General features: G+C 47.4%; 21 protein-coding genes. 2 read left to right on the top strand and 19 right to left on the bottom strand.

Annotation, left to right across the window (positions count from 1 at the left end; translation table 11 throughout):
* Positions 1-141: 141 nt before the first annotated feature.
* The 7 genes from IEX60_RS02630 to IEX60_RS02600 all read right to left on the bottom strand — a co-directional run bounded on the left by IEX60_RS02630 (position 142) and on the right by IEX60_RS02600 (position 10,316).
* On the bottom strand, positions 142-2,820 hold the full coding sequence (locus tag IEX60_RS02630; protein ID WP_188747067.1) for a beta strand repeat-containing protein: 2,679 nt from the start codon (positions 2,818-2,820) through the stop codon (positions 142-144).
* A 173-nt stretch (positions 2,821-2,993) separates the two neighbouring features.
* Positions 2,994-3,629, bottom strand: a complete 636-nt coding sequence (locus IEX60_RS02625; RefSeq protein ID WP_188747065.1) for a response regulator — start codon at positions 3,627-3,629, stop codon at positions 2,994-2,996.
* Positions 3,630-3,889: 260 nt separating this feature from the next.
* Positions 3,890-4,534, bottom strand: coding sequence for a response regulator (locus IEX60_RS02620; RefSeq protein WP_188747063.1), 645 nt, complete (start codon positions 4,532-4,534; stop codon positions 3,890-3,892).
* A gap of 166 nt (positions 4,535-4,700) precedes the next feature.
* Positions 4,701-5,333, bottom strand: a complete 633-nt coding sequence (locus tag IEX60_RS02615; RefSeq protein ID WP_188747061.1) for a response regulator — start codon at positions 5,331-5,333, stop codon at positions 4,701-4,703.
* 121 nt (positions 5,334-5,454) lie between these two features.
* Positions 5,455-6,207 carry a hypothetical protein gene (locus IEX60_RS02610; protein ID WP_188747059.1) on the bottom strand — a complete coding sequence of 251 codons (753 nt, stop codon included), beginning with the start codon at positions 6,205-6,207 and terminating at the stop codon, positions 5,455-5,457.
* 8 nt (positions 6,208-6,215) lie between these two features.
* Entirely contained in the window at positions 6,216-9,206 is a 2,991-nt protein-coding gene (locus tag IEX60_RS02605) for a sensor histidine kinase (RefSeq protein ID WP_188747056.1), read from the bottom strand.
* Between the two features lie 84 nt (positions 9,207-9,290).
* On the bottom strand, positions 9,291-10,316 hold the full coding sequence (locus IEX60_RS02600) for a glycosylasparaginase (protein WP_188747054.1): 1,026 nt from the start codon (positions 10,314-10,316) through the stop codon (positions 9,291-9,293).
* A 94-nt stretch (positions 10,317-10,410) separates the two neighbouring features.
* Between IEX60_RS02600 and IEX60_RS02595 the strand changes: the two genes are divergently transcribed.
* Together IEX60_RS02595 and IEX60_RS02590 are read left to right on the top strand one after the other, a co-directional pair.
* A complete protein-coding gene (locus IEX60_RS02595) occupies positions 10,411-11,643 on the top strand; it encodes a C40 family peptidase (protein WP_188747052.1) in 1,233 nt (410 codons plus the stop codon).
* Positions 11,640-12,668 (top strand): dipeptide epimerase, encoded by a 1,029-nt coding sequence (locus tag IEX60_RS02590; protein ID WP_188747050.1) that lies wholly within the window; start codon positions 11,640-11,642, stop codon positions 12,666-12,668. Before IEX60_RS02595 ends, IEX60_RS02590 begins: the two co-directional genes overlap by 4 nt.
* A gap of 35 nt (positions 12,669-12,703) precedes the next feature.
* On the opposite strand, the gene IEX60_RS02585 is transcribed toward IEX60_RS02590, so the two are convergent.
* The 12 genes from IEX60_RS02585 to IEX60_RS02530 form a co-directional block, all read right to left on the bottom strand.
* Entirely contained in the window at positions 12,704-14,095 is a 1,392-nt protein-coding gene (locus IEX60_RS02585; protein WP_188747048.1) for a putative oxidoreductase C-terminal domain-containing protein, read from the bottom strand.
* A 24-nt stretch (positions 14,096-14,119) separates the two neighbouring features.
* Positions 14,120-15,538, bottom strand: a complete 1,419-nt coding sequence (locus IEX60_RS02580; RefSeq protein WP_188747046.1) for a Gfo/Idh/MocA family protein — start codon at positions 15,536-15,538, stop codon at positions 14,120-14,122.
* 23 nt (positions 15,539-15,561) lie between these two features.
* Positions 15,562-16,404, bottom strand: a complete 843-nt coding sequence (locus IEX60_RS02575) for a ThuA domain-containing protein (protein WP_188747044.1) — start codon at positions 16,402-16,404, stop codon at positions 15,562-15,564.
* 19 nt (positions 16,405-16,423) lie between these two features.
* The gene (locus IEX60_RS02570) at positions 16,424-17,413 is read right to left on the bottom strand and encodes a DUF6807 domain-containing protein (protein ID WP_188747042.1); all 990 of its coding nucleotides are present in this window, start codon (positions 17,411-17,413) and stop codon (positions 16,424-16,426) included.
* Between the two features lie 163 nt (positions 17,414-17,576).
* The gene (locus tag IEX60_RS02565) at positions 17,577-19,055 is read right to left on the bottom strand and encodes a M14 family zinc carboxypeptidase (RefSeq protein WP_188747040.1); all 1,479 of its coding nucleotides are present in this window, start codon (positions 19,053-19,055) and stop codon (positions 17,577-17,579) included.
* A complete protein-coding gene (locus IEX60_RS02560) occupies positions 19,052-20,068 on the bottom strand; it encodes a S66 peptidase family protein (protein WP_188747038.1) in 1,017 nt (338 codons plus the stop codon). The genes IEX60_RS02565 and IEX60_RS02560 overlap by 4 nt, the downstream gene beginning before the upstream one ends.
* Before the next feature lie 16 nt (positions 20,069-20,084).
* Positions 20,085-21,419, bottom strand: coding sequence for a dihydroorotase (locus IEX60_RS02555; protein WP_188747036.1), 1,335 nt, complete (start codon positions 21,417-21,419; stop codon positions 20,085-20,087).
* A gap of 104 nt (positions 21,420-21,523) precedes the next feature.
* The gene (locus IEX60_RS02550) at positions 21,524-21,982 is read right to left on the bottom strand and encodes a hypothetical protein (protein WP_188747034.1); all 459 of its coding nucleotides are present in this window, start codon (positions 21,980-21,982) and stop codon (positions 21,524-21,526) included.
* A gap of 75 nt (positions 21,983-22,057) precedes the next feature.
* Positions 22,058-24,667 carry a DNA mismatch repair protein MutS gene (gene mutS, locus IEX60_RS02545; RefSeq protein ID WP_229717375.1) on the bottom strand — a complete coding sequence of 870 codons (2,610 nt, stop codon included), beginning with the start codon at positions 24,665-24,667 and terminating at the stop codon, positions 22,058-22,060.
* Between the two features lie 180 nt (positions 24,668-24,847).
* A complete protein-coding gene (locus IEX60_RS02540; RefSeq protein WP_188747032.1) occupies positions 24,848-25,306 on the bottom strand; it encodes a hypothetical protein in 459 nt (152 codons plus the stop codon).
* A gap of 304 nt (positions 25,307-25,610) precedes the next feature.
* On the bottom strand, positions 25,611-26,126 hold the full coding sequence (locus tag IEX60_RS02535; protein ID WP_188747030.1) for a hypothetical protein: 516 nt from the start codon (positions 26,124-26,126) through the stop codon (positions 25,611-25,613).
* Between the two features lie 67 nt (positions 26,127-26,193).
* Positions 26,194-26,703 carry a hypothetical protein gene (locus tag IEX60_RS02530; RefSeq protein ID WP_188747028.1) on the bottom strand — a complete coding sequence of 170 codons (510 nt, stop codon included), beginning with the start codon at positions 26,701-26,703 and terminating at the stop codon, positions 26,194-26,196.
* Between the last annotated feature and the right edge of the window lie 86 nt (positions 26,704-26,789).

Below are 26,789 nucleotides of genomic sequence, written 5' to 3'. Positions count from 1 at the left end.
GAACTGCCCTGAGCGGTTGCCGGATTCCCAAAAGCATCCTGAAGTTCTATTGTCGGTTGCTGTCCGAATGCTTCGCCGCTGTTGGCCGTCGCACTTGGTTGCGTCAGGATGACGAGTTTAGCGAGCGGCCCCGGTGATACTTCACTGNGAAGCCGTCGTATGGGAAGCATCCGCCGAACCGGCGGACACCGCGCTGCTGTACGGGCTGCCGCTGATGGCCGTGCCGGCCAGGGCGATGGCGAGGTTGTCCGTGCCGGCGATTGTCGGCGTGTAGCTGACCGTGTAGGTCCCGTCACCGTTGTCCGTGACCGAACCAACCGTGGAACCGGAGTTGGAGCCCCCCACCGTGACCGAAAGGTCGCCCGATACGCCCGTGACCGGGTTGTCGTATTCATCCAGGACGGTGATGGTGACCGTGGTCACCTCGCCGGCCGTGCCCGCAGGCACCGAAGCCGTCGTATGGGAAGCATCCGCCGAACCGGCGCTAATCGTGAAATTACCTGATGTCGCCGGATCAATACCTTCACCTTCTCCCGTAGTACCCGGTATCACCTCTGCCTTTAGTTGATAGGTGCCTGCCTTTTCAATGGATAAATCGTTAAATGAAATAATTCCATCTAAATCCTGATCTTCCACCGAAGCCGTACCATCAAGAACGGCGCCTTCTTCATTATTTTCTAATGTAAGTTTAATTCCACCGTTAGGCACGTTGGCGACCACATTCCCATATTCATCCACAATATGGACGACTACTGCCGGCGAGATTGTCTCACCCGCAGCGGTATTCGAAGGCGAAACTGAAAAAACCAAATGATTGGCGGCAGCCGCCTGCACTAATGTCTGACTTCCTTCATCTGAGTCGTACTGAGTAGCCGGAAGGGGAGGCGACGATGCTGTAATCGTTTGAAGGCCAATTGTTTTAAAGATAGCAGTAATTGTTCCAACTCCATTTTGAATGGTTAGCAGCGCATTAGGTAGTGGCTGCTCACTCGTCGAGGGTTTTATTGCAGCGGCAGCATCGGAAGATGATAAAAGTGCACCCGTATTGGCTACCACCAAATTCCAATTAACATCTACCAAGCGTACGGTCAATGTAAACTCACCTCCTGCAACCTGATCATCCGGCGTTCCGGATTTTCCAGTGAGTGTACCCGGCGCTGCCGTCTCTCCCGGCATTAATACCTGGAATTTAGCCGCAGGTCCGGCGGTAAATGTAACTGTTACCTGGTCTGCATTCAATTCCGTTCCGCCCGCCGTTGCCGTATAAGTTACCGTCTCAGCTTTGGTATTGGTCACCGTAAAAGCGACCACTCCACTCGCGTCGGACGGTCCACTCGCAGTCGATATCTGAGAATTAGCACCTGCATTTTGTGCCAACGTCACGGTTGTGCCGGAGATTGGCTGATTATCTGCATCCTTTACCGTTACGGTCACCGTAGAAAAGGTTGTCCCATCCGCTGTTACACTTGCCGGATTGCGCGTTACGGTTGAATTGCCTGCGTGGATTGTTTGTGCGGTGAATGTCAATGCTGGTTGCTGCGTTATCGCAACGCCACGAGCGGCTATTTGAACACTGCCTGACTGCGCAGCTGTATTCTTTGCACGGAAGGTATAGACCCCACCACCGACTTCAATGAAGTCAGTAAAGTTGGCCGTTCCGCTTGGGCTACCTCCCACCAACAGTTGCGGTGTGAACGCCGCAACCCCTAAGCCTGTGATGGCCGTATTTGCCACATCACGAACCGTTACCGTAACTGTCGAATAGCTCTCCCCATTGGCGATGACGCTAGCCGGAGATACAGTGACTGCCGAATTTGCTGCACTTACCGATGCAACGTTAATCGTTCGGCTTCCTGAGGCACTGCCGGTGGCCGTAACTGAGGTTATTTTCACGATTATACCAGCGGGATTGCTTGTTGTTCCTTCATTACGGACCCTGAAGTCAACCGTGTTTGTTCCCGCTACGAGGCCATGCGCGGAAGTAAGGGAGAAAGATTTAGGTGATTCTGTAAAAGTTGAACCCGTTTGTCCTGTAGAAACATTATTTACAAAAATATTCTGAGCAACATTATCCGCTGCCCATGTTCCAGCAATATTGATTGATGCTGGATTGAGATTGGTAAAATTAACCGTGAGCCGATAGTCGTTTTCTTGGCCACCAGGAGCATTCACATCGCCGATTTGTGGTACTATCCATGCACCGGAATTCGCAACGTTGGGATTAGTGGACACCGGTGGATTGCCCGTCGTCTGCAGCCACGTCGGATTGACTTCATTCCTGTAAGCCGGGCCGAAAGACCCGTTTGGTGCCACCCGAACAGTCCAACGCGGATCCGGAGTATTACCGGCACCAACCGGAATTACAGACCCATCGGCAGCAAGCCCTGTACCTCTTATACCAAGTTCTGCCAAGGTAGCTCCCGATTTATTGGCCGAAATAATGATGTTGAAAGTAATAGTACGTGCCACTGTGCTCGGATTACTTCCTCCACCTGCTTTGAAGCGTACCGTTCGCAACTGTGCTTGGTAAGTTGCCGCACTGGCAGCTCCACTTAGCGTCAACGTACTCCCGCTAAAACTGCCACTGATACCGCTACCGTTAGCATACAACAATTCATCACCAGCCTGAGCATTGCCAATGGTGACCGTAGCCCCGGTTACCTGTGTTATCGCTGTACCGCTAATTGTAAGATTAGGGTCAATAACTGTTTCATTGCCCACGGTCACGTATGAAAGCGGTGCCGATGTCGGTGTGAGTGTTGGTGTGATTTGTGCAAAAGTCAATTGAAAAAAGCAAACAACACCCAAGATCACTCCCATAGAGATCTTTGAAGTTGAAAAAAGACCCAAGTCTTTAATAACCCTCTTTAAAAACGCACGTAAAAATCTATTCATCCTGCTATTCGTTTTGAAAATATTTTCAGATATCATATTTGCCGGTTTAAGTACCTTTGTTGTAGGTCATCATGACGATATGCTGATTCACAGTTCAACTACTTATATTTATCAACCAATTTCGTTCTACTGTTCAATTGCAATTTCCCATATACATTCCTTATATGGAACTTTATCGTTCCTACACTAAGGGAAAGCTTTTCCCCCACTTGCCTATACGAATCTCCCTTTTGCAGCAACGTTACAATTTCAAGCTCCTGAGGGGTAAGCCATTCTATATATGGATAGCTGGCGGCTGATTTAAGGGATCTGAAATGGGCAAGAATTAACCGGGCCACCTGTGCACTCATCACCGACCCTCCGTTTAATACCGCCAGCATTTGCCGTTCGATCTCCGGCAACGGACAGTTCTTCAACAAATAGTCCGAAGCACCGGCACAGAGCGACTGAAAAAGCACATCTTGGTCCTCGAATACGGTAAAAATAACAACCTGAGTAGATGGCGACCGACGTTTCACGTCCCAGGTAACCTCAACGCAGGATTTTTCAGGAAGGCTGCTGTCACACAGCAGCAAATCGATGCGCTGTTCCCACCAATTGGCCAAGAAATGTTCACTAGATGGTGCCATCAGTACCAAACAGAAATGCGTTGATGAAGCGAAATATTCCATCAATGCCTCTAGAATGATAGGTTTATCCTCAATAATGGCCAAGTGATACTTAGCTGACTTCATGTACTGTATCTTTCAATCGGTAAATTCACGTCCGTAAACGTAAGCGCAAAAGTATCGACCTAAGAAATAGCTTTTCCTACCCAAAAGGGTGGTTTTGAAAAAGCCATAAAATCAGTTGGGGTTCCGCAGCGTTGCGCAGCCGCCCGATGGTCGGGCAGCTGGCTAACGGCTGCATTGGCATGTATCGGTGTAGGTATACCAGCGTTGCGTTCTACCACCGCAACAAGGGGAATCTGGCACAAACCCGAAACATGTTTGCTTTAGGTGGGTCGCCTGTATTTATTGATTAATTCGGCTCGGCTATTGATCTGCAGCTTCCCATAAATATTCCGGATATGGAACTTCACCGTATCCACGCTAATAAAAAACTTCTCGGCAACTATTTTATAGGAATCGCCATTTTGCAGCATCGACACAATTTCTATTTCACGGGGGGTAAGCCGCTCGGCATCCGTAATATATGCCTTGTCCAAATGAGGGTTGAAATGCCCAATGACCATACGTGCTACATGTGGGCTCATAACAGACCCGCCATCCAGTACTTCCATCAACCGATCTTCGACTTGAGAAAGCGGTGTATTTTTGAGCAGGTAACCGGATGCTCCCGCGCATAACGCCTGAAAAATGGCGTCTTTATCATCAAATACGGTATACATAACCACCTGCGTAGAACTCGATCGGCGCTTAACATACCATGCCGTCTCTATGCCCGATTTCCCAGGGAGACCGATATCACACAACAACAGATCAATTCGCTGTTCTTTCCAACTGTCCATAAACTGCTCGGACGACGCAGCTGTCAGAACAAGATCGAATCGTTCCGAGGCATCAAAGAACTCGGCCACCGAATCCAAAATAATCCGATTGTCCTCAACGACAGCTAGTTTATGTTTTTCAGGCTTCATTGTTTCCACCTATCTGATTGATCTTAACTGCATTTGCCAATATGCGTTCGATATCGTTAGGGATCGATTGCTGATACCTCCCGTAAATTTCATTATCATAGACGCTTGCGAAAATACAGGTTTAAGTAGTTGAATCACCTACCCGAAAGGGTGGTTTTGAAAATAGTTAGTATTTATTAATAAGCTCAGTACGGGAACTGATCTGTAGCTTACTGTAAATGTTGCGAATATGAAACTTCACCGTATCAACACTGATGAAAAGGCGCTTAGCCACCGTTTTATAGGAAGCACCGTGCTGAAGCATGGAAATAATTTCAATTTCCCTTGTAGTTAACCGATCAATTTCGTTAGGTTCCACCTTATCTAACAAGGGATTAAAGTACCCGATAACCATCCGGGCAACCTGTGGACTCATTACCGACCCCCCGTCCATCACTTCGATGAGTTGCTCTTCAATTTTTGGGAGTGGGGTGTCCTTAAGCAGGTAACCGGAAGCTCCCGCGCAAAGTGCCTGAAAAATCGTTTCTTTGTCTTCAAATACCGTAAACATGACCACTTGTGTCACGTAAGATTTACGCTTAATATACCAAGTTGCTTCGATGCCCGATTTGCCGGGAAGACCGATGTCACAAAGTACAATGTCAATACGTTGATCTTTCCATATACTGACGAAGTCCTCAGTAGAAGCCGCCGTAATTAAAAGTTCAAATTTGGAAGCTGTTTTAAAATACCCCTCCAAGGCTTTTAATATTATAGGGTTATCTTCAATTATAGCCAGTTTAAATTGATCACTTTTCATAGATAAATGTAAATTTATTCCCCTTAATGGTCAGGAAATAGTGTTTTTCAAAGACGATCGTAAAGGTAGTTAAATTTAGCAACGACCGTCCTACCCTTTTCGTGTAGTTTTCAAAAAACATTCATTTCCGTTGCCGCTTCAACGCACCAAAGCAGATCCAGCAGCTGAGAAGCACATACATGATGCTTAACCAAATGAGTTGATCGGCATCTGTAAGAATATAACCGCCCTGCATCCGGTTAAAAAAGATATTAAATAACATCCCTACCTGAAAGGCAATGAATAACGTATATAAAATGGTCAGAAATACCAACGATCTCAGCGTTCGTAATGAAACGGGGGAATCCGTATGATCTATCAAAAACAACATACCCCATTGCATGATCAAATAAATGAAAGCCAAAAATAGACGTATCATGTAATGGACATGCTGGGGAATGAATCCATATGGATGCTGATATCCTAAACGCGTGTCGGCCACCATCCGCTCCAAAAAAGCTACTTTTTCGGTATCGTCTATAAATACGTACGGAAGGATATCGATCAATCCGAAAAGAAATGGAATGAGATGAATATACCAATATTTGGGAAGCCTCTGTTCCGGTTGCAGCTTCATCCGGATGTAAAAATAAAGCGCCGGCGCAACCAGGTAATAGAGTGGAATCCCTTTGTTATAAAGGTTCGGAAGTTTAACAATCTGGTGGGTCAGGATCATCAAATGAACAAATACCTGCCACATGATACCGAACAAGGCGATGCTTAACAGTAGCTCTGCCGGATTGCGTTGTGCTTTTCCCTTTAAAAGCCGAAGTACGATACCCAGTGCACTAAGCAGTATACCAATAATAGCGAACGTAATGACAAGCGAATGCATCGGTCTTGTTAAAAATATTTCAGTGGATTCATCCAATGGTGCCCCTTATATAAGGGTACGATCACCGATACTTCGTATCCCTCTGCTGTATAACCCGCCTTATATCGTCCACCGATTTGTTCAGCCCTTACGCGCATATTTCGTTTTCCATGCCCCGGCCTCCGGCTTGGATGTGCAGGTTGTTCAACGTGTTGCCCATTATCGCGTACCACAAGCTCTATCTCCGCACCACTGTGATGCAGTTTAACATGTACGGTATCTGCCCGCGCATGTTTACAGACATTGTGTATCGCTTCTTTGTAAATCAAATATAGGTTTTGCCGTATGACCTGCGGAATTTTCCTATCCTCCTGTTGATCTACCTCAAACCTGACTGTGATGTCCATAGGTTCCAGCAGTTGCCCCGCTAAATATTTCATCCGATCGCTTAGGCTTCCTTGCTGATTGTTACGTGAATCAACCGCCCATATGATATCATCCATCATCTGGATGGCCTCACGGCTATAGTTACCAATGGAATCGACAGATTCCAAACGGGTGTTGCCGGTCTTTAACCGCAGCAGGTCCGTCTGCATCGAAATACCGGTAAGCAAGCCTCCCACCTCATCGTGCAGATCGCGTGAAATTCTTTTCCGCAACCGGTTTTCTCCTTTTATCTTACGCGCCCGCTCATACAGGATAAATCCCGTCGTTCCACTGACTATCAGAATCAGTAACATGTAAAAAGTCAACGTTTCGGTAAAAGTGGGTGCTTTGTAAATAACCCATGTCCGTTGCTTTTCGACCGTACGGTTATTAATTGCCTGTACTTTTACGGATATGTAGTAATTACCCGCAGACATTCCCGATAAATTGATTTGTGCCGATACCGGCATCTCTTGGTATTCATCCATTAACGGTGCAATCTTAAACAGCATGCGGTAAATCTGTCTGTATTGATTTGGGCGGGCGAAATCCATGGAGAGCCAAACCGCATCCGACGGCAGCCGAATAGTGTCTTGAAGCAGTTGGCTGGCATACACATCCACATATCGGTTTGTCTTCATACCCAGACTCGTACCGGCTATCATGGGTGTGTCAATATAGGTATCTGCAGGCCGGGCAAACTTAGCAGGTTGGAAGCGGATATAACCTCCTATACCTCCCATAAATAACTCCCCTGTATCTGAATCGTAATAGATAGCCTGATGATTGAATTCTTCAAAAGGAAGCCCATCGGTATGATAATAATTGTACAAATGATTACCCTTTCTGATAGACAGGCCTTCATGTGTCCCCATAAACAACGTACTGTCTACCCATATTAGTTGGTAAACCGTGTTACTCGCTAGCCCTTCATGGGTCCCGATTATTTGGGCATGTTGTCCGCTGCGGTCGGTCACCACCAATCCACGTCCCTTGGTAGCTAAATAAATGGAGTCTCCAAATTGGGTATGTGCATAAATATTCAGCTTGGCCTGGTCGGTTGGGTATACTTTACGAAACTGGTTATTTCTCCAGCAGAAGTACCCTTCATCGGTAGTAAAGGTAATCCCGGCTTCTGAATAGGCAATTGACTGTACCCGCATGCCGCGGCTGAAAAAGCCACTCTTTGGGCATACAAGCGGATATACCTTGCCTGAAGATCGGGCGTATTTCCAGATACCATTATAGGTACCTACCAACAGCGTATCCGCCATTTGCTGGACGACGCAATAGGCCATACCAGAAAAGCGCTCGTTTACATGGCTGGGTATATGCAACGGAGCGGGCATTACTTTACCATTGATTAGATAGCATAGGAAATCGCCTTCCAACGCGATGCATGCTGTATCCTTAGAAAGCGTTAAGAAGGCATAATAATTATTTTCCGGTTCGCTTGTATAAAGCCGAAGGTCTTTATCTTTCGGAAGTGCATCCAAATATCCGTACCCGCCAAAATAAAATGTTCCGTTTTGTTTAATCATGCCTCTGGCACTTCCGCATTTGATAAAATCGAAGCTGATTTTTGTGGGAAATATACTGAACAACCCACCATCCGTACTAAGAAGGCATTCATCGCCTTCCTGTTGCCAGCCATTCAACCGCTTGCGTAATATCTGTTCGTCGATTTGATGCCGGCTCTCGTTCAACAGACGGAAGGCCGTATCGCGACTAAATTCCATGTATTTATCTTCGTGGAATACGACTATTTTGTCGTTCCTTTCAAACGACCAGTGATTCCAATTCGTAAAATCATTGATCGGAAATTGACTTCGGTCTAAATACCGGAAAGATGTACCATCAAAAATATAATAGCCCTGGGAATAAATACGGATTAAGACGCCCCCTTTTACCGGCAGCAGATCCTCAACACGACTGAATAATCCTTCCGGAAATTCCACAGACCGTTTCCGGTTTGTTTGCCGGTCGTATTCATACAAATGATCTCCGAAGGCAAACCAAACGTGCTCACGATCGGCTACCAGCATCCTTCCGATGGGACGACGCTCATATACCGCATGTGAATCGAATTGAAAAAGCAACTGTTTTGACAAGGCATCGATGTGCCATAGACGACCTTGCCAATCTGCCAGGTAGAACGCATTGTCCGACTTGAAGTAGGAAGCTGCCCGGATGCCAACCAGATCATTTAAGTAATGGCCTTCCTTGACAAACGTCCAGGTTTTTAAATCAAAGATGGCTAACCCATTGCGCGTACCGATCCATAAATATCCCCAAGGATCGGCAGAAAAATCACTTACTTCATAAAAGGGTAAAGGATGACCATATAGTTTCGAAAAGGGTACCACATTCACCCCGTCGTAACGGTAGAGCTGCCCGCCAGATAGCATCCAAATCATCCCAAATCGATCTTTTGACGTTTGGGTAATCATGGTATGATAGCGATCGATTCCCGGAAGTATTTGCGTATAGTGATAAGGTGCTGCATTGAGATAGGCACAGTGACCGCCTAGCAGGATTAACAACACAATAAACGCAAGGCGCCTTATTCTACTATCGGGTTTAGTGTTTTTCATTCGGCAGATGCCCTCAAAAATAGAAAATTATCGATATTGTTTTAGAATAAATATTAAAATTTGATGATTAATCCTTTTTATACACTAATATAAGCTAGCGCTATCAAGTAGCAAATCGCGCTGCTCGGCATGGCAAATCGCATATGAAAAGCCCTTTTGCAATGCAAAAGCACCATATTCCCCTTTTTTATTGAGCGCCAGAAATCCCACTTGTATTTCTTTGGCGATATCCGGCTTTTTCTTGGCAATACGGCCAACCGCTTCCCGGCACGCCTCTTCCGGTGGATATCCCTGCCGCATCAGTTCAACAACCAGAAAACTACCCACCGTACGAATCACTTCCTCGCCTACCCCGGTAGCCGTTGCGCCACCAACTTCATTGTCTACATACAACCCGGCGCCGATGATGGGGCTATCTCCTACCCTCCCCCGCATTTTAAAAGCCATTCCGCTGGTTGTACAGGCACCAGACAGATTGCCGTGCGCATCCAATGCCAACATTCCGATGGTGTCGTGGTTGTGCTCGTTTCCGGGCAGTCGTTCTGTGGTAAAAGACTTGTTTTCAATATTGATAACAGGTTGATAATTTTTATCTTTCAGCCATTCCTTCCACGCTTTCTCAGCCTTGGGGGTAAGCAGGTTTTCCCGTTCGAACCCATTCTCAAGTGCAAACTGCAACGCCCCCTCACCCACCAACATGACGTGTGGCGTCTTTTCCATGACCAAGCGTGCTACGGAAATGGGGTGACTGATATGCTCCAATGCAGCCACGGAACCACAATTCCCCTTTTCATCCATGATGCATGCGTCCAATGACACGTGTCCATCCCGGTCGGGATATCCTCCCTTTCCTACCGTTGAATTTCCCAGGTCGGCTTCCGGCACACGTACACCCGCTTCCACTGCATCCAGTGCCCTACCCTCCTGTCTAAGCACCTCCCAGGCCGCCTGATTTGCTGCTACGCCAAAATCCCAGGTAGCAATGACGATGGGTTTGGCAGGCGCTCTATTCACTACATTTTCATGCTCCAAAGTGGGTATTCGCCCACTCAGAGAAAGTGCCGATACACCTAACGCGCCCGACCGGATAAACTTACGCCTGCTGATCATGTAAATCTGGTTTCTTGTTAAACTACGAGTATGGTTATTTAAAAATTGTAAAGTAGCAATTTATATTTTACCTTAGACAGAAACTTACCTCAACATGAAAATCTGGTATGTGCCGTTATTGTCCTTGTTTTATCTAATGCCAAGCTTTGCAAAAAGCAACTTAGCAGATTCAGCCGAGTATAAGAAAATCTTACAAATAACCGAACAGACCATCCAGCAATTTATTCCCGACAAGCGCACAGCAATTTTCGAATTAAAGCTTCTAAATGGTTCATCTCCCCACTACCAGGTAAACACGACAGAATCCGCTGCGGCGAAACAATTCAGCCAGTTGCTGGTCGAGAATCATATTCCACGCACAAAAATAGCGATAAATCTTTTGCCCGACAGCAGCGTGGAAGGGAAAGTTACTGGTATTGTCAATCTTTCTGTGGCTAACCTGCGCGTTGAACCCAGTAACCAGTCAGAACTGGCCACTCAAATCCTATTGGGTACGCAGGTAGATTTACTCCAACGGAAAGACGGCTACTATCGCGTGCGGACACCCGAAGGCTATATTGCGTGGGTCAGTGAATCATCTATTACACCGAAATCGGCTACACAGCTCGAAGCGTGGCAAATAAGCAGCAAAGTCATCGTTACCGCTGATTTTGGACACGCGTATACACAGCCTGATGAGCAATCTCTGCGGATTTCGGATTTGGTAATGGGCGATATACTGACGATGCTGGATGCATCCAACGATTTTGTACACGTATCATACCCCGATGGACGGATCGGCTATATTAACAGTAAGTTGGTATTACCTTTTGACAAGTGGCTGGGCACACGCCGTCTTACCGCAGAAAATGTAATCAAAACGGCAGAAACCATGATGGGACTCCCTTACCTTTGGGGTGGAACCTCGGTGAAAGGCGTAGACTGCAGCGGTTTTACCAAAACGGCTTTTTACATGAATGGCCTGGTTATCCCGCGGGATGCTTCACAGCAGGTGCTGGCAGGCCAACCGATCGATATCCTGTCTGGCGGCACACTGGATATTAAAAAGGCGATTCAAAATCTACAGCCCGGTGATTTACTTTTTTTTGCATCGGGCACAGACCGCCCTCCTACGGCAAGAGTCACCCACGTGGCCCTCTACCTGGGCAACGGTGAATTTATCCATGCAGCGGGGTCCGTACAGATCAACAGCCTATTGCCGGAGGCATCCAACTACGGAGCGTTGGATACACGCACCCTGATAGCCGCACGCCGGTATATCGGTCAGGACGATTCCGCCCTCCAACCTCTGGCTGAGCATCCATACTACAACACAGGCAAAAAATGAACCTCGGGAAATTCACACTGCGCTACCGGCCTCACACCCTGAAACTTAAACATGTTTTTACCGTGGCTTCGGCTTCCCGGAGTACGACCCCGACCGTCTTAACCGAACTTGAATTTAATGGGGTTATTGGCTATGGAGAAGCCTCTATGCCTCCCTATCTCGGTGAATCTGAAGAAAGTGTGTTGGCTTTTTTGGACAAGGTGGACCTTTCCCCCTTCAACGATCCCTTTCTCACGGCCGATATCCTTCGATATGTTGATAGCATAGCGCCCAAAAACACCGCGGCCAAAGCCGCTATAGATATCGCGCTGCATGACCTGCTCGGAAAAATAATGGGGCAACCCTGGCATCGCATATGGGGTTTTAATCCTGCCAATGCACCACACACGTCTTTCACCATCGGCATTGACACGCCGGAAATGGTCAGACAGAAAGTACAGGAGGCTGCTCCTTACAAACTGCTGAAAGTAAAACTGGGCTTGGATACCGACAAGCAGATCATAGAGACCATCCGTGAGGTAACCGATAAACCTTTGTGCGCCGACGTAAACCAAGGTTGGAAAAACAAAGAGGAAGCTCTGGAAATGGCCCATTGGCTGGCAGACCGGGGTGTCATACTCCTCGAACAGCCCATGCCAACGGAGCAAGTGGATGACAATGCCTGGCTTACGGAAAACAGCCCGATTCCGACAATAGCCGATGAGGCTGTACAGCGGCTTGCCGATGTGCGAAAGGCATTCGGTGTCTATAACGGCATCAACGTCAAACTGATGAAATGCGCCGGTATGCGGGAAGCCCATCAAATGGTTGAACTGGCCCGGGCACTTGACATGAAGGTCATGCTGGGATGTATGACGGAAACATCGTGTGCCATTACCGCGGCAGCACAGCTATCACCCGTTGTGGATTGGGCAGATCTAGATGGGGCACTGTTAACCAGCAACGATGTATATCGGGGTATGGAAATTGTTGATGGCAAAATAACATTGCCCGGCAGACCGGGCATCGGAATCATCCCTGTATAGGAAGCCCCACTGAAAAAAGCAGGGCTTCCTAAATGCTAAGGGGCAGATACGGTTTGGGCTTCAGCCAATGCTTTCGTGGTCAAATAGTATTTGGCAAGCATATTGGGCACTTCCCACTCCGGTATGGTGCCTGATTGCAGAAATCCAAGGTATTTTTCAGTTACCTGTGCAAAATGTTCTTCGTGCGTAGTAATCAAGGACGGGTCTACGCTGATCCGGTAACGTCCGTCTGCTACCGCCTCAGACTTCAATCCTTTATACGAGCTGCTCAATTGTTCAATGGCCTTCGCAAGGGCCTCTTCGAATGCCTTCGCATCCCGCTCTCCGGTAGATTCGATATATAGCATCGGTTTATACTGTTCTTCCGCACCCTGCTGTACAATCAGGTTGGCGTAACGCCCACGCATGATGGAATAATGGAGGTCGCCAGCTCCCTGGGGTGCTTCGAAATTCCAGATTACCGATACTTTTGCATGGATATCTTTCAGCTTATAATTGATTTCGCCATTCGCAAATACCGAAAGGTTTCCCTGGCCGTCGACCGACTCTGATAAAAATCCGGGGAATTCCTTGAGACCGGTCGACCGCTCGAATTGCGCCGGGGTGATTTGTGTGGGCCAACGTTTTGCATCAACAAACTGGATATCCTGTTCGTAGTTGATGACTTGATCGGGAAAACTTTCCCACTGCACGAGATCTACCAAGTGTGTGGTAACGTCAACGATCCCCTCGCCCTGTTGTTTGGTATCGTAAAACCACGCCGGACGCGAAAGTGGCTTGCCGGATACTTCCTTGAAAAAGTGGTGTACACTTTCCTTTGTAATTGCAGGATTGTCAGCGGTACCGGTTACCAACCCGCCAAAGAAATCCGATTGCTGGGAGAAAGCTTTCTGAAGCATGGTATTGATTTCGTACCGTTCAGTCATGATGTCATAAAGCAGCACACCCTTATCGGAAGCGGATGTAAATGCTTGTTTCAACGCTGCAAACCCTTCGGCATCAATCACCACAGGCTTGTCTGCCAATACATTCAATCCTGCAGTGATCGATTGGGTGATGTAATCGATTTTATGTTTGTTATTACCCGCCAATACCACCACGTTTCCTTCTTTTTCGGCCAGCATTTTTTGTAGAAAGTCATCGCCCCGGTATACTTTTTCTTCCCACGACGTCGGATTGTCCGACTGTGTATTATATTGATCGATGAGCGCCAAGTGAGCATCCACTTCCGATCCGTCAGGCGCATACACATGTACCACACTATCAACCTGCGGATACATGGTTTTCTGTACCAGGGCCGCATGAAAATGGCCGGGTGCCACGGTGATTAATCGGATATCCTTCTTTTGCATTCCTTCCCTTGCTGGATTACACGCCGAAAGGCAAGCGATGGCCGCCAACGCAATCAGGCTTTTTTGTTTATTCATTTATTTTCTCTTTTGTTTGTCGTCCTATTCTGTTACATATTCGGTACCATACGGAGCACGCTGCGGCCGTGCAAGCAGCGCATTTGCCTCATCATCGCCAATAAACACTTCCTTATTTGCATCCCAGCGGAGCCTGCGTCCAAGTTTCATGGCAGCATGCGCAATGAGACAAGCAGACCCCGAACGGTGGGCTATTTCCACATGGCTGATGGTCTGTTTCCCGCTGCGGATGCATTCCAACCAGTTTGTGTGCTGTTCGGGACTCTCATATAGCTGGATTTCATTTTCCCCGATCACCGAATTCAGTATCTTGCTGTTGCTCGCTTTGAACGCCTCGTTTTCCTTACCACTGGCCCCCGGGTCGGTAGCCGTAACGCCTACATCACCCCGCGATACGAAGACCCATCCCTCCGTACCTTCAAACCGCACACCATTGGGATAGGCGCCGCTGATCTGCATAACGACATCACCCGGATACCGCATTTCCACTTCAAAATCACCGTGTACATCCCACAAACCAGATGTTGGGAAGGTCGCCCGGCCTTCTGCCTCCAGTGGCCCGGTAAGTTCGGTATTAAGTCCCCAATGCGCAATATCGATATGATGGGACCCCCATCCCGTAATCATCCCCGCACCGAACTGCTCACAACGCAACCATCCCGGGCGCTCGTAGATATCCGTTTGGGAATGCACGCGATCCAACGTATAGGGCACCAAAGGTGTAGATCCGAGCCAACGATCGTAATCCAGATTTTCAGGCACCGGCATTTCAGCCGGATTACCTCCGGCGGGGTCTCCTGGCAATCCGATGATCACACGCCTGACGATGCCTATGCGGCCATTGCGTACTAACTCACATGCACGTCTGAATTGCGGCCACGGATTTATTGAACGCTGCTGACTGCCCAATTGGAAAACGATCCCCTTCCGTGATACCATGTCGGCCATCATACGGCCTTCTTTAATGGTCAGCGAGGTTGGCTTCTGCATATAAACATGCTTGCCGGCCACCGCGGCCTCCATCGCTGGTTGAGCGTGCCAATGATCGGGTGTGCTGATCACCACCGCATCCACGTCCTTGTCCGTGATCAGGTCCCGGTAGTCGCCATAGGTTTTTACATCAACGGGGGATTTCCCTCCAGTTTTTGCGGCTTGCTGTTGCTCCAGCCACTCTTTGCCTGCAGCCAGCCGGTTGCGGTCCACATCAGCCACCGCAACCACCCGGATAAATTCGTGTTTCAGGATTTCCGGCAGGTCATGTGATTTGGCGATGCGTCCGAAGCCAATCTGGCCGATGTGGATGCGGTTACTCGGTGCATTTTTTCCAAATACCGATGCAGGCACGATGGTTGGAAAAGCTGATGCAGCCGCCAACAGGGCAGCCCCCCCTGCTGTTTGCTTGATGAACGACCGTCTATTCAGTTGTTGTTGCTTTTTATCCATGATCAATTGATTTTCAAATCTGTCTAACGTTCCCTGACTTCTTCTTCGGGGCTAGTGGCGTATGCCTTGCTGTAATCCCGTCCCTTCGTTTCCTGAATAACCCATTCAATGCCGCCAAGAATATGTTTTCTGAATGCTTCATCCATATAATCGCCTTTATCATGGCCTAGGGAAGTATACCATGACCGGCCTCCATCAAATTCGTGGCACCATACGGAAGGGAATACATCGCCGAACGTATCCAAACGACGCTCGTCTTCACCCTGCAGGGTTGTTGCATCGTTTACAGCCACCACATGCAGGTTCACACTGAGCTGTTTGAGGTAGTAAAATTCATCTCCTTTTTCGCGGATCCATCTCCGCGGCAGATGTTTTACCGACGGATGCCCCGCATCCAGTATGTTTACTGTAAATGGCTGAAATTTATCGTGCCAATAGAATGTTGCACCCAGCAATTGTTTGAACCATTTCCAGTTACGCTCCGTGCCCGACGCGGAATGAATACCTACGAACCCGCCTCCTGCCTGAATATATCGCATCAGCGCTACCCGTTGGGCATCCGTATCAAAAACATCGTTATTGGTATTCGAAAATACGAGTACATCGTATTGTTTCAGGTTTTCATCGGTGAATACCGAAGGATCGTCCGTTGCATCCACAGCAAATCCATACTGTTGGCTCATTGCTTTGAATGCCAGGATTGAATTTTCGATGTTGTCATGTACGAACCCTACTCCGTTCTTGGTATAAACGAGGATCTTAACTTTTTTCCAATCCACCGACTGTGCAAACGTTATACTTACCGGTAACAGCAAAAGGGATAAAAGTCCCAAAAGTATCCGGCGAAAGGAAAAGTGGAATTTCATGGTTATCGTCATCTATTGTTTAATCCATGGGTTTATCGAGCGAAAAAGATTTCCACATGCGTTCAGCATCTTCGGGCGAAAGTGTGCCATCGAAAATGATCAGCCGATAGCGCAGGGAGTAAGTTTTTCCGGATTGCAATACCCAGTCTTTATTCTTGGTTGGTGAAAAATTGAAAAATTGATCGCCCCTGCCGCCGTTGGCGTCTTCGGGCCATACCCGTACAGGTTCCGGAAAATTATAATTATCCGGATGCGAGAGAAAGAGTATACCCCCTTCGCCGATGCCAAGTGTTCCCGAAACGATCGCCCACCGTTCCAACGATCCATCGGCATCCTTGCGTGTTTTACCCGAGGAGGTCAGCACCTGGCTATTCGTATTTGTCCATTCGGGGGTTGCTCTGAATCCCAATCCGCCATAGCGGTATTCCTTCAAAATCACGTCTGCGTCCCTAACCGGCCGCAATACGGAATAAATATCGCATTGATATCGATTGGCATCCAGTTGGGAAACGGTGATGTTCAGGTGTTCCTGGATAATCACCGTTTCTTTTCCCTCATTAAAAATGACGTGATCGTGCACAGCCTCAAATCCAGCTTGCTGCGTATCAGCGAATGTATCCTCGAAACGCACAAAGCGCACCGTACCCTTTTTATCTCCGATATTCCATAGATCGTACAACTTTCCCTGGTACTCGACGTGTGTCCATGGATTCCAAAGGCCATAATGATGGTAATGGTCCGCGGGTTGGATGGAGGTAAGCACTTTCCCTGAAGGAGTGTTCAACGGATGGACATAGCCCGATCGGCCATAGGCTTGGTCAACTCCGGCGGGTGGTTGCTTCACCGTATACCGGTAGGTAAGGAGTGGGTTCCCCTCCGGATTTTTCAACACCAGTTCATCCGGCCCTTTCTCTACCTGGTATTTTCCGGCGGGTGCAGCTGTCTGCCCGGAAACCTGACACATCATGCCTAAAGATACTGAAAATGCAATCACAGCGGTCTTTAACATGGTACTGTAGACTTATAACAAGTATTCAAGGCAATAAAGTTATCAAATCCTCACAGATAATGGAATAACTGGTATCTCTTTATCCATCCAAACCCGCATATTCACGGATTTACTTGCATTCAACCGATATACTAAACTAACAGAACAGTAGCGTATGTCAATGCTACCATACATAATTTTTCAGTCCCTCGGGCGGTTTGTCGGTGGAAAGGTCTATCAAGTAACCATTGATAACTGCATAGGTAGGCCGCCCGTCGCGGGCTAAAAAGAAATTAGCGGCACCGCCTAGTACCGGGCCGGTCGCGATGGGCTTCCGCTGATTAAATACCACAAGCGGGAGCTGGTGATGACGGTTCTCCGGCACGTTGGCCACCTGAACGGCGTAGTAACCCTGGCGTAAAAATTCCATTGCCTGTTCCGGGGAAATTTCCCCGATGCCATCGAATATGCCCGGATACACCTCGCCTTGCATAAAATGGTATCCTTCCGCATCCAGTTCATCGTATCCGTAAATCTCCTGCAAATCGCCTACATCTGCGATGGACGACCGGATGTAGTAGTCACGATCGTCTGTTTGCTCATACCGATTGATGGACAGATCGATTTTATAATTCATCGAGTCACGCGCTACGCCTACATGGCGCAATACCAAATCTGAAAGCTGGGAGGCACTGAAAGGCATGGTTTCATATTCGGCGATATCATACTGGCGATAGCTGCCCTGTGCAATCTCTATCAGGGAATTGAGAATGACGATAAAATTAAGTTTCCGGATAAACTGTTTTTCCGGGTCACCCCTGTAGCCCCCCGATTCGATCAAGACCGTACTCGTCCCCCAGCTTTGAAAATTGTCGCCGAAACCACGGGGCGAATACGTATCATCGTATTTGGCTACCCCGTTCGGCACATATCCCTGCAGTATACGGTTTATGCTGACGGCAATTTTCATGGCATTGCCCCGTACCTCGTTGATGTCACGTTTCTCATTGTAAGCCGGTGCCAGCAATGCGATAGTCACCGGATTGGATGTGCCAGGTACGTTGTAGTAGATATTCATGTCGTGCAAGTTAAACCCGAAATCGGGTTGCACGGTTTTCGCAGCCTGCGTAAGCAGCCTTCCTTCCACCGTTTCTCCCGCACGTGCATCACGGTTCAGATCGATGTCCATCGCATTACGACGCGTATATACATCGGCACCGTCGGGATTGAGCATCGGTATGAAATACAGACTCGTCTGCGTTTTCAGCACGTTCCGTATGCTATCCATACCATCATCCCGGCCCTCCAGGAAATTGAAAATATCCATCAGCGCCATAGTGGCTGTTGGCTCGTTGCCGTGCATCTGGGACCACAGCATCACTTTTTTTGCTCCTACCCCATATTTTAACTGATAGATCGGCTTTTTGAGGACAGAAATCCCCAATTGGGTTACTTCAAAAACACCCGCTCCCTCGCGTTTGAGGATAAGGGGTTCAATATCTGCGTGTTTAAATCGGCGGTGAACGATGGTGGTCTCCCGATAGGCTTCGAAAGCTTTACTCAATGCAGCCGTATCAGGCACATAGGTAATACGGCTTTGTCCGCTGCCTTGGCAAGCGGTAGAAGCCAGTATGATGGTGAGGAAATAAACAAACTGTTTCATCCCGTCTTAAAAATGGGTTCGACTACGTGGATACTGCCCTGAGTTGCATCGATACGCACTTTCGCTCCCACGGGGAGAATAAGTTGTTCGTCGATGTGCCCTATCAACGCCCCTTGAAAGGCAGGTATGCCCAGTGGACTGATATAGTCGTACAATATCTGTTCCACGGTGAGCGAGTTAGCCGGATTTTTGGAATCACAATCGGAACATTTGCCGAAAACAAACCCCTTAATCTTCTTCAACGCACCCGATAATGCTAACTGACTGAACATCCGGTCAATCCGATACGGTTCTTCGCCGATTTCTTCCAAGAAGAGAATGCTGTTTTCAAAATCGGGAAAATAATCAGACCCCGCAATGCCGGTTAAGACCGTTAGGTTACCTCCCAGCAGTTTACCTTCAGCTGTTCCACCGGTTATTGTTTTAACGGGCATACCCACGGCGGTGTATGTGGGCAACGTCCCCTCAAAAAACAACTGCCTGAATTGATTAATGACCATGGGTGTCCAATGGCTGTTTGCCACCGCTCCGTGAAAGGTAATCAGCCCGGTTTGCGTATGGATGGCCTGATGAAAAGCCGTAATATCGCTATAGCCCAAAAAAATCTTGGGGTTTTGGGCAATCAGCTGGTAATCCAGTTTATCCAGTAACCTTGCTGCACCCGACCCACCACGCAGGCAGACAATGGCTTTTACGTCCGGATCCGCAAACATACTTTCCAAATCCGCCAAACGCTCTGCGTCCGTTCCGGCCAAATATCCATATCTTTTTCCGACGTTCGCTCCCCATTTAACACGAAGCCCCAACGTCGAGAAATTTTTGTCAGCAATGGCATACCCTTCGTCGTCAACCAAGGGCGACGAAGGTGTAATAACCCCTACGGTATCGCCTTCGCCGATGAGGGACGGGAAAACGCTTGGGTGTGGACGGGCGGCGTTGCCTAATTTTGTCGCTGACAGCGGCAAAGCCACCATTCCTAAGCCCATTACCCTGATGAACGTTCGTTTATCCATAGCTTTCCAACGGTATTTATCGATTAAACATCAATCGCTGCGCATTACCGCCTTCCACTATTGCGCCATTGGTATACACCAAGCTACCTGAAACAAAGGTATGCATCACAGTCGATGTGAACGTGTGTCCTTCAAAAGGCGACCACCCGCACTTGGATAAGATGTTGTGTTTCCCGACGGTATACGGTTTGTTCAGGTCAACCAATACCAGGTCTGCCCAATACCCTTCGCGGACAAACCCACGCCCGTCAAGCTGGAAACAAATGGCTGTATTGTGTGCCGTCTTTTGAACCAGTTCCTCAAGGGTAAGCTTCCCCGCCTGATGCATATCCAGCAGTGCCTGCAAGGCGTGCTGTATCAAGGGTCCGCCAGAAGGTGCTTGCAAATAGGGCTGCTGTTTTTCGGCCAGGGTGTGGGGTGCATGATCGGTAGCAATGACATCAATCCTTCCATCCAGCACCGCCCGCAATATGCCATCGCGATCTTCACGGGTTTTTACGGCAGGATTCCACTTGATGAAATTTCCTTTTTCCGCGTAGTCCGCATTACTGAACCAAAGGTGATGGATACATGCCTCGGCGGTAATACGTTTGTCTGCCAATGGCAAATTGTTTTCGAACAGGTTGGTCTCCCTTGCCGTTGAAATGTGGAGGACGTGTAGCCGCGAGCCATACTTTCTGGCTAAGGTCACCGCACGTGACGATGAGATGTAGCAAGCTTCCGCCGAGCGAATCAGCGGATGCATATCGGGGGTGAGCCGATCGCCATGTACCGCCTTGTATAGCTCCATGTTTTGCCGGATGGTTGCTTCATCTTCGCAATGGGTCGCAATCAGCATGGGCGAACTGGAGAATATGCCTTCCAACGTGTGCTCATCATCCACCAACATATTGCCCGTGGAAGACCCCATAAATACTTTAATGCCACATACCTCCCGGGGATTGGTGCGCAAAACCTCCTCCAGGTTGTCATTGGCAGCCCCCATGTAAAAGGAATAATTAGCCAGGGATTGTTTGGAAGCTATGTCGTATTTATCCTGCAAAAGTTGCTGGGTAAGCGTATTCGGAACGGTATTAGGCATCTCCATAAATGAAGTAGTACCACCGGCTACCGCAGCACGGCTTTCATGCCAAATATCGGCTTTGTAGGTTAGGCCCGGTTCACGAAAATGCACTTGATCGTCAATTAAGCCGGGAAATACGTGTAAACCTTCTGCATTGATTTCGACATCGGCCGGTGCCGAAATTTCTGTACCTATTTTTTCAATGCGTCCATCGGAAATCAATAGATCTGCTGTAATTGTCTTCCCTTCGTTGACAATGGTAGCAGCTTTAATAAGGGTTGTCGGCATGCTTCTGACTTTTCGGCAAAGATACATAAATGATCTGAGCCTCCGCGGTTTGGCTCATACAAACTTAGTCAAACTTACGCGAAAAAAGCAGCGGATATATCTCCCTATAAAGGTACGGTGGCCGTGAATTGCACATTTAGGGCATCAACATTCAGCCCCACCATAAACGAAGGCATGGTTGGCGCAAATACCCAAGCATGGTTACGCCGGTACACATATCCCCTGCGGTAAGGGTCGTAATACGTACGATATGCGGGGAAGTAGACATATTCCGTGCGGTAATGAAAACGCTTTCCGTAGTACCAAGCATCGTGGTCTCGGTAGCGGAGTCCCTTTTGTTTGACGTATTTTCTATATGCGTGATCGCGTCTGTCATAGTGCTTCCTATATGAATGATTGTACTTGGCATCGCCATGAAAATCCCTTTCGCGTTTTTTGTGGTGCTTTGCATACTCTTTTCTTTCCTTTTCCCAATGTCCTTTGCCCCGCTTTTGGGCATTAGCATCGAACGTAGAACCTAACAGGAATACAAAAGCGGCGATACAAATCAATAACTTCTTCATGACCTTATCTTCTATGTACAACATACGACTTAACTTCTACCGGTAAGACAGCAGAAGTTATGCCAAGGTTTAAAATCAGTTCTTCAACAAGCGCTGAATCTCATCCAATTTCATTAAGGCCTCCACGGGAGTGAGGGTATTGACGTCGAGATTATTGAGCATATCGCGGATTTTCACGAGAATGGGATCGTCGATGGAAAACATCTGCAACTGATAAGCCTGCTTTTGGATTTTTTTTATGCTATCCTTGATGCGCTCGCCGCCCGTTCGTTCCTGTTCGAGGCGTTTGAGAATTTCATTCGCGCGCTGCAGCAATTTAGGCGGCATACCGGCCAGTTTTGCGACATGGATACCAAAACTATGCTCGCTTCCGCCGGGTACCAGTTTGCGCAGAAATATCACTTTGTTATTCACCTCTTTTACAGATACATTGAAATTTTTGATCCGTGAAAAGGAGGTCGCCAGTTCATTCAGTTCGTGGTAATGGGTAGCAAATAACGTCTTCGCGCGTGCCGTGGGGTGGTTGTGCAGAAATTCTGCGATTGCCCAGGCAATGGAAATACCGTCGTAGGTACTGGTACCCCGCCCGATTTCATCCAGTAGAATCAAACTCCTTTCGGAGAGGTTATTCATGATGCTCGCCGTCTCGTTCATTTCCACCATAAACGTCGATTCACCGGAAGACAGGTTATCGGATGCCCCCACACGGGTGAATATCTTATCGATCAGCCCGATACATGCCTCTTTAGCGGGAACAAAGCTGCCCATCTGGGCCATCAGCACAATCAATCCGGTTTGACGCAGTAACGCCGACTTACCCGCCATATTAGGGCCGGTGATGATGATAATCTGCTGGCTATCATTATCAAGGAAAACATCGTTGGTAATGTAATCTTCCCCGATTGGTAAATTTTGCTCGATGACCGGGTGGCGTCCTCCTTTGATATCTATTGCCTTTCCGTTGTTGATTTCAGGACGCACGTAATGGTTTTTTTCCGCAACCAGCGCAAAATTGAGCAGGACATCCAGCCGGGCAATCAACTGGGCATCGGTTTGTACCGGTTTAATATATGCGGCAACCGCTGCAAGCAACTCCGCATACAATCTCGTTTCCAGTGCCTGGATCTTTTCTTCGGCACCCAGTATCTGTTCTTCGTATTCCTTGAGCTCTTCGGTGATGTACCGTTCGGCGTTGACGAGGGTTTGCTTACGCACCCATTCGGCGGGCACCTTATCTTTATGTGCGTTGGTCACTTCAAGGTAGTAACCAAAGACATTGTTGAAGGCGATTTTTAACGAGGGGATACCCGTTGCCTCCGATTCCCGCTTTTGAATCTCAAGCAGGTAATCCTTGCCACCATAGGCCACCTTTCGCAGCTTATCCAATTCCTCATTTACCCCTGAAGCAATCACATTTCCCTTGTTCACCGACACGGGCGGCTCCGGATTGAGAAACGCCTCAATTTGTTCGCGGATAGGGGTACACGGATCCAACTGGTCTGCAATCGTTTTCAGCGATTTGGATGCTGTCTGGCCGACACGGGCTTTCAGTTTTTCGACCGCCAGCAACGCACGCTTCAACTGCGCAACTTCCCGTGGATTTGCACGTTGCAGCCCCACTTTGCTAATCAGGCGTTCCAGATCTCCGATCTGTTTGATTTCGCTGATCAGCTCATCCCGCAAGTCCTTATGGGTATAAAAATAGTCTACCACATCCAATCGCTCGTTGATAGCCGACTGGCTTTTCAACGGCATAACCATCCAGCGTTTCAGTAGCCGGGCACCCATCGAGGTAGCTGTCTGATCCAATACATCCGCCAGTGTGACGGCATTTTCGTTGGCTGAACCCACCAATTCCAAGTTACGGATCGTGAATCGGTCGAGCCACATATACCGGTCTTCCTCGATGCGCGAGAGGGTAGATATGTGTTGCAGGTTACGATGTTCGGTTTCGTTGAGGTAATGCAATGCCACCCCCGCAGCCACAACGCCCAGCGGGAGGCGTTCAATGCCAAACCCTTTCAAGGACTTGACTTCAAAATGCTTAAGCAGCGTTTCAACCGCATAATTACCCGTATAGGGCCATTCATCAAGCGCATAGGTATAGAAATGGGCTCCATACTGTTCCACGAATGTCTTATACTGACGCTTCCCCATGATCACTTCGGTTGGCTTGAACCCTTGCAGAAGTTTGTCTATGTAGTCCTGCATACCCTGCGACACCAAAAATTCCCCCGTAGAGATATCCAAAAACGCAATGCCTACCTGCTGTTTATCAAAAAAAACGGACGCCAGGTAATTGTTCGATTTCTGTTGGACAATGTTGTCGTTGTAGGACACTCCCGGTGTTACCAATTCGGTAACCCCGCGTTTGACGATAGTCTTGGTTGTCTTGGGATCTTCCAGTTGATCGCATATAGCCACCCGCTGCCCGGCACGGACCAGCTTAGGGAGGTACGTCTCCAGTGAATGGTGCGGGAAGCCTGCCAACGCGGTCTCCGATTCGCTGCCATTGCCCCGTTTGGTCAATACGATCCCCAGGATTCCGGCTGCCTTTACCGCATCTTCTCCAAATGTCTCATAGAAGTCTCCTACCCGGAACAATAACAATGTGCCGGGATATTTTACCTTGATGCTGTTGTATTGCTGCATCAGGGGGGTTTCTTTTTTTACTGCCTTTGCCAAGCCGGTTATTTTCTGCGTGGCCGTAAACTTAGATAAATTCCCTTTTATATGCAATTTATTCGGTCTCTCCCCGGCCATTGAAAAAAGTTGCGCCGAGGAAAAATAGGATTATGGAGGGGATTTGACAAGCTTCAAAAAGTCTGCCGGACTTTCAAACCAACCAATGCTACGAATTAGATATCACGCTAAGTCATGCTTCTGAAATTCTCGTTCCATCTCAATGACTCTTTTGTAAAAAATCTGTTCTGCCTCATGTTCTCTCTCCAAAAGCGACTCAAGATGGTTATCGTCGGTAATAAGTTCTTTATATCCCATAACTCCAAGGAAAGACTTATAGAGCCGATGCCCTGGTTCATACTGTTTGAAATACCAATTACGGCTCAATTTGGCTTCCATAATCGTAAATAGCGGTGCAGGTGCGGGGAGTATCCAAGTTTCGGTGTGGCCATACAATAAATACTGTACAACATCCTGGTGCCAAAAAATCATAGCTGTCACCAAATACTCCTTTCCAATATCCAATTGATGAAAAATGGTATGCGCGGTCGTACCAAACTTCCCCGTATAATCGTCTGGCAACTCGTTAGGTTCAAAAGCACGTAACGCTTTCCCCGTATTGGCTATGCATCTTACAATCATTGTAAATTAAGGGTTATTAAACTTGAAATCATCAACAGCAATAATTGCTCCATTTTGCCGTTTTGTAACGTAATGGATTTGTACCCTCGCATGATACCAACTTCTCTTCTCCAAGCCACCTTAGATCATCAAGTGAAGAGATGATTATACTTCCAATTTCTGGTTTCGACATTACTTCTTTCATCACTAATTGCTCGGTTAGATTAATTTTAAATTTAGCTCGCTAAGGGAATATTATAATTGGGTCTGCACATAATCGTCCCCGAGCACTGTAACGTACTGAGCGCAAATAACACTTTCTAAGCTACAATTTATTAAAATGTATTACCTGACTTACGGGAGCTATTTTGGCGGTTGTACCCAAATCGGAAGGTATTTCAATAGTTATTTTTTCTTTCAAAGCAAATATTATCTTGTCTATTTCTTCGATGGTAAGCCCTGTCTCGGATTTAGTATATAATTGAATCCCGTTTACACTTCCATCCGATTCTGGATATAGTGTAACGAGGATATAACCAGACGATCGCAATTGCTGCATCTTGTCTTGACCTAAGGTATTGGCAATCAAATATGTCACCGTTTGTTTTCCCTCGAAATCAACCCGATCAATCCGGGAATAGATTTTTGGATTTTTCTTAAAGTCTGAAATTGCCTTGTTTTGTTCTTCGGTGATCAAAAGGCGTTCTTGTTCCTGCTTTACTATAAGCGTGCGCTCGTTAATCTTATATTTTCCTTCTTTGATAGCGCGTTGTGCAAACATGGGTAAGCTCATAACCAAAAAAGCAAATATGAATCCGTATTTAAAATTATTAATTTTCATCTTTAGATCATTTTAGGGACAATTCGAGTTGTTTTCACAGTCCGAGTTTCGGAAGGCTTTATGCCGTTCAAAACCTGATTTGCCGACCATATCTAATGGCCGGAAATTCGATATACTCACGCTCCTTGAAGGTTGCTTTAACCTTCTTGCGTAGACACTTGTCAATCTGGGCTAACTCTTTTGGCGTGATGAGCGTGTTTTTTGGAAGGCTGTAGGAAGATATGTCAAGAACGTTCCCGTCTTGTCCAAAAACATAACGAATGGTAAGCTGCTCACCATTCATTTTTAGCTTCTCTATCTTGTCTTTGAGTACTTTGTAAATAATCGTTCTATCCGTAAGGGTATCTATTATCATATCACCATCCCGTATCGGCAGCGGAGGAGTTGGGCTTTTCGGCAATGGGTAACCATTTTTATATTGTGGCAAACTACTACTTACAACCATATTTTCGGTTCTCGGAAATGATATCTCAAAAGCTGTTCCCTCAACAATCATTTTGCCCTCGGCAAATTTGTCTTGCGAGATTACTGCTGAAGAGAGAAAAGCAAGAATAACAAATATAATAGGATGTTTCATCTGTAAATAATTCTATTCCACCGGTCAAATGGAGCTTGTCCTATTTAAAATTTACATTTCCTTGTGTGATAAAAATGAAATTTTAA

The sequence above is a fragment of the Parapedobacter defluvii genome (assembly GCF_014642075.1).
Lineage (GTDB): Bacteria > Bacteroidota > Bacteroidia > Sphingobacteriales > Sphingobacteriaceae > Parapedobacter > Parapedobacter defluvii.
This window is presented reverse-complemented; position numbering and strand designations above follow the sequence as displayed.

Bases quoted from the DNA above. Each gene is read 5' to 3' on its own strand.
- IEX60_RS02625 (WP_188747065.1), bottom strand. From the start codon at position 3,629: ATGAAGTCAGCTAAGTATCACTTGGCCATTATTGAGGATAAACCTATC.
- IEX60_RS02620 (WP_188747063.1), bottom strand. From the start codon at position 4,534: ATGAAGCCTGAAAAACATAAACTAGCTGTCGTTGAGGACAATCGGATT.
- IEX60_RS02615 (WP_188747061.1), bottom strand. From the start codon at position 5,333: ATGAAAAGTGATCAATTTAAACTGGCTATAATTGAAGATAACCCTATA.
- IEX60_RS02610 (WP_188747059.1), bottom strand. From the start codon at position 6,207: ATGCATTCGCTTGTCATTACGTTCGCTATTATTGGTATACTGCTTAGT.
- IEX60_RS02605 (WP_188747056.1), bottom strand. From the start codon at position 9,206: ATGAAAAACACTAAACCCGATAGTAGAATAAGGCGCCTTGCGTTTATT.
- IEX60_RS02600 (WP_188747054.1), bottom strand. From the start codon at position 10,316: ATGATCAGCAGGCGTAAGTTTATCCGGTCGGGCGCGTTAGGTGTATCG.
- IEX60_RS02595 (WP_188747052.1), top strand. From the start codon at position 10,411: ATGAAAATCTGGTATGTGCCGTTATTGTCCTTGTTTTATCTAATGCCA.
- IEX60_RS02590 (WP_188747050.1), top strand. From the start codon at position 11,640: ATGAACCTCGGGAAATTCACACTGCGCTACCGGCCTCACACCCTGAAA.
- IEX60_RS02585 (WP_188747048.1), bottom strand. From the start codon at position 14,095: ATGAATAAACAAAAAAGCCTGATTGCGTTGGCGGCCATCGCTTGCCTT.
- IEX60_RS02580 (WP_188747046.1), bottom strand. From the start codon at position 15,538: ATGGATAAAAAGCAACAACAACTGAATAGACGGTCGTTCATCAAGCAA.
- IEX60_RS02575 (WP_188747044.1), bottom strand. From the start codon at position 16,404: ATGAAATTCCACTTTTCCTTTCGCCGGATACTTTTGGGACTTTTATCC.
- IEX60_RS02570 (WP_188747042.1), bottom strand. From the start codon at position 17,413: ATGTTAAAGACCGCTGTGATTGCATTTTCAGTATCTTTAGGCATGATG.
- IEX60_RS02565 (WP_188747040.1), bottom strand. From the start codon at position 19,055: ATGAAACAGTTTGTTTATTTCCTCACCATCATACTGGCTTCTACCGCT.
- IEX60_RS02560 (WP_188747038.1), bottom strand. From the start codon at position 20,068: ATGGATAAACGAACGTTCATCAGGGTAATGGGCTTAGGAATGGTGGCT.
- IEX60_RS02555 (WP_188747036.1), bottom strand. From the start codon at position 21,419: ATGCCGACAACCCTTATTAAAGCTGCTACCATTGTCAACGAAGGGAAG.
- IEX60_RS02550 (WP_188747034.1), bottom strand. From the start codon at position 21,982: ATGAAGAAGTTATTGATTTGTATCGCCGCTTTTGTATTCCTGTTAGGT.
- IEX60_RS02540 (WP_188747032.1), bottom strand. From the start codon at position 25,306: ATGATTGTAAGATGCATAGCCAATACGGGGAAAGCGTTACGTGCTTTT.
- IEX60_RS02535 (WP_188747030.1), bottom strand. From the start codon at position 26,126: ATGAAAATTAATAATTTTAAATACGGATTCATATTTGCTTTTTTGGTT.
- IEX60_RS02530 (WP_188747028.1), bottom strand. From the start codon at position 26,703: ATGAAACATCCTATTATATTTGTTATTCTTGCTTTTCTCTCTTCAGCA.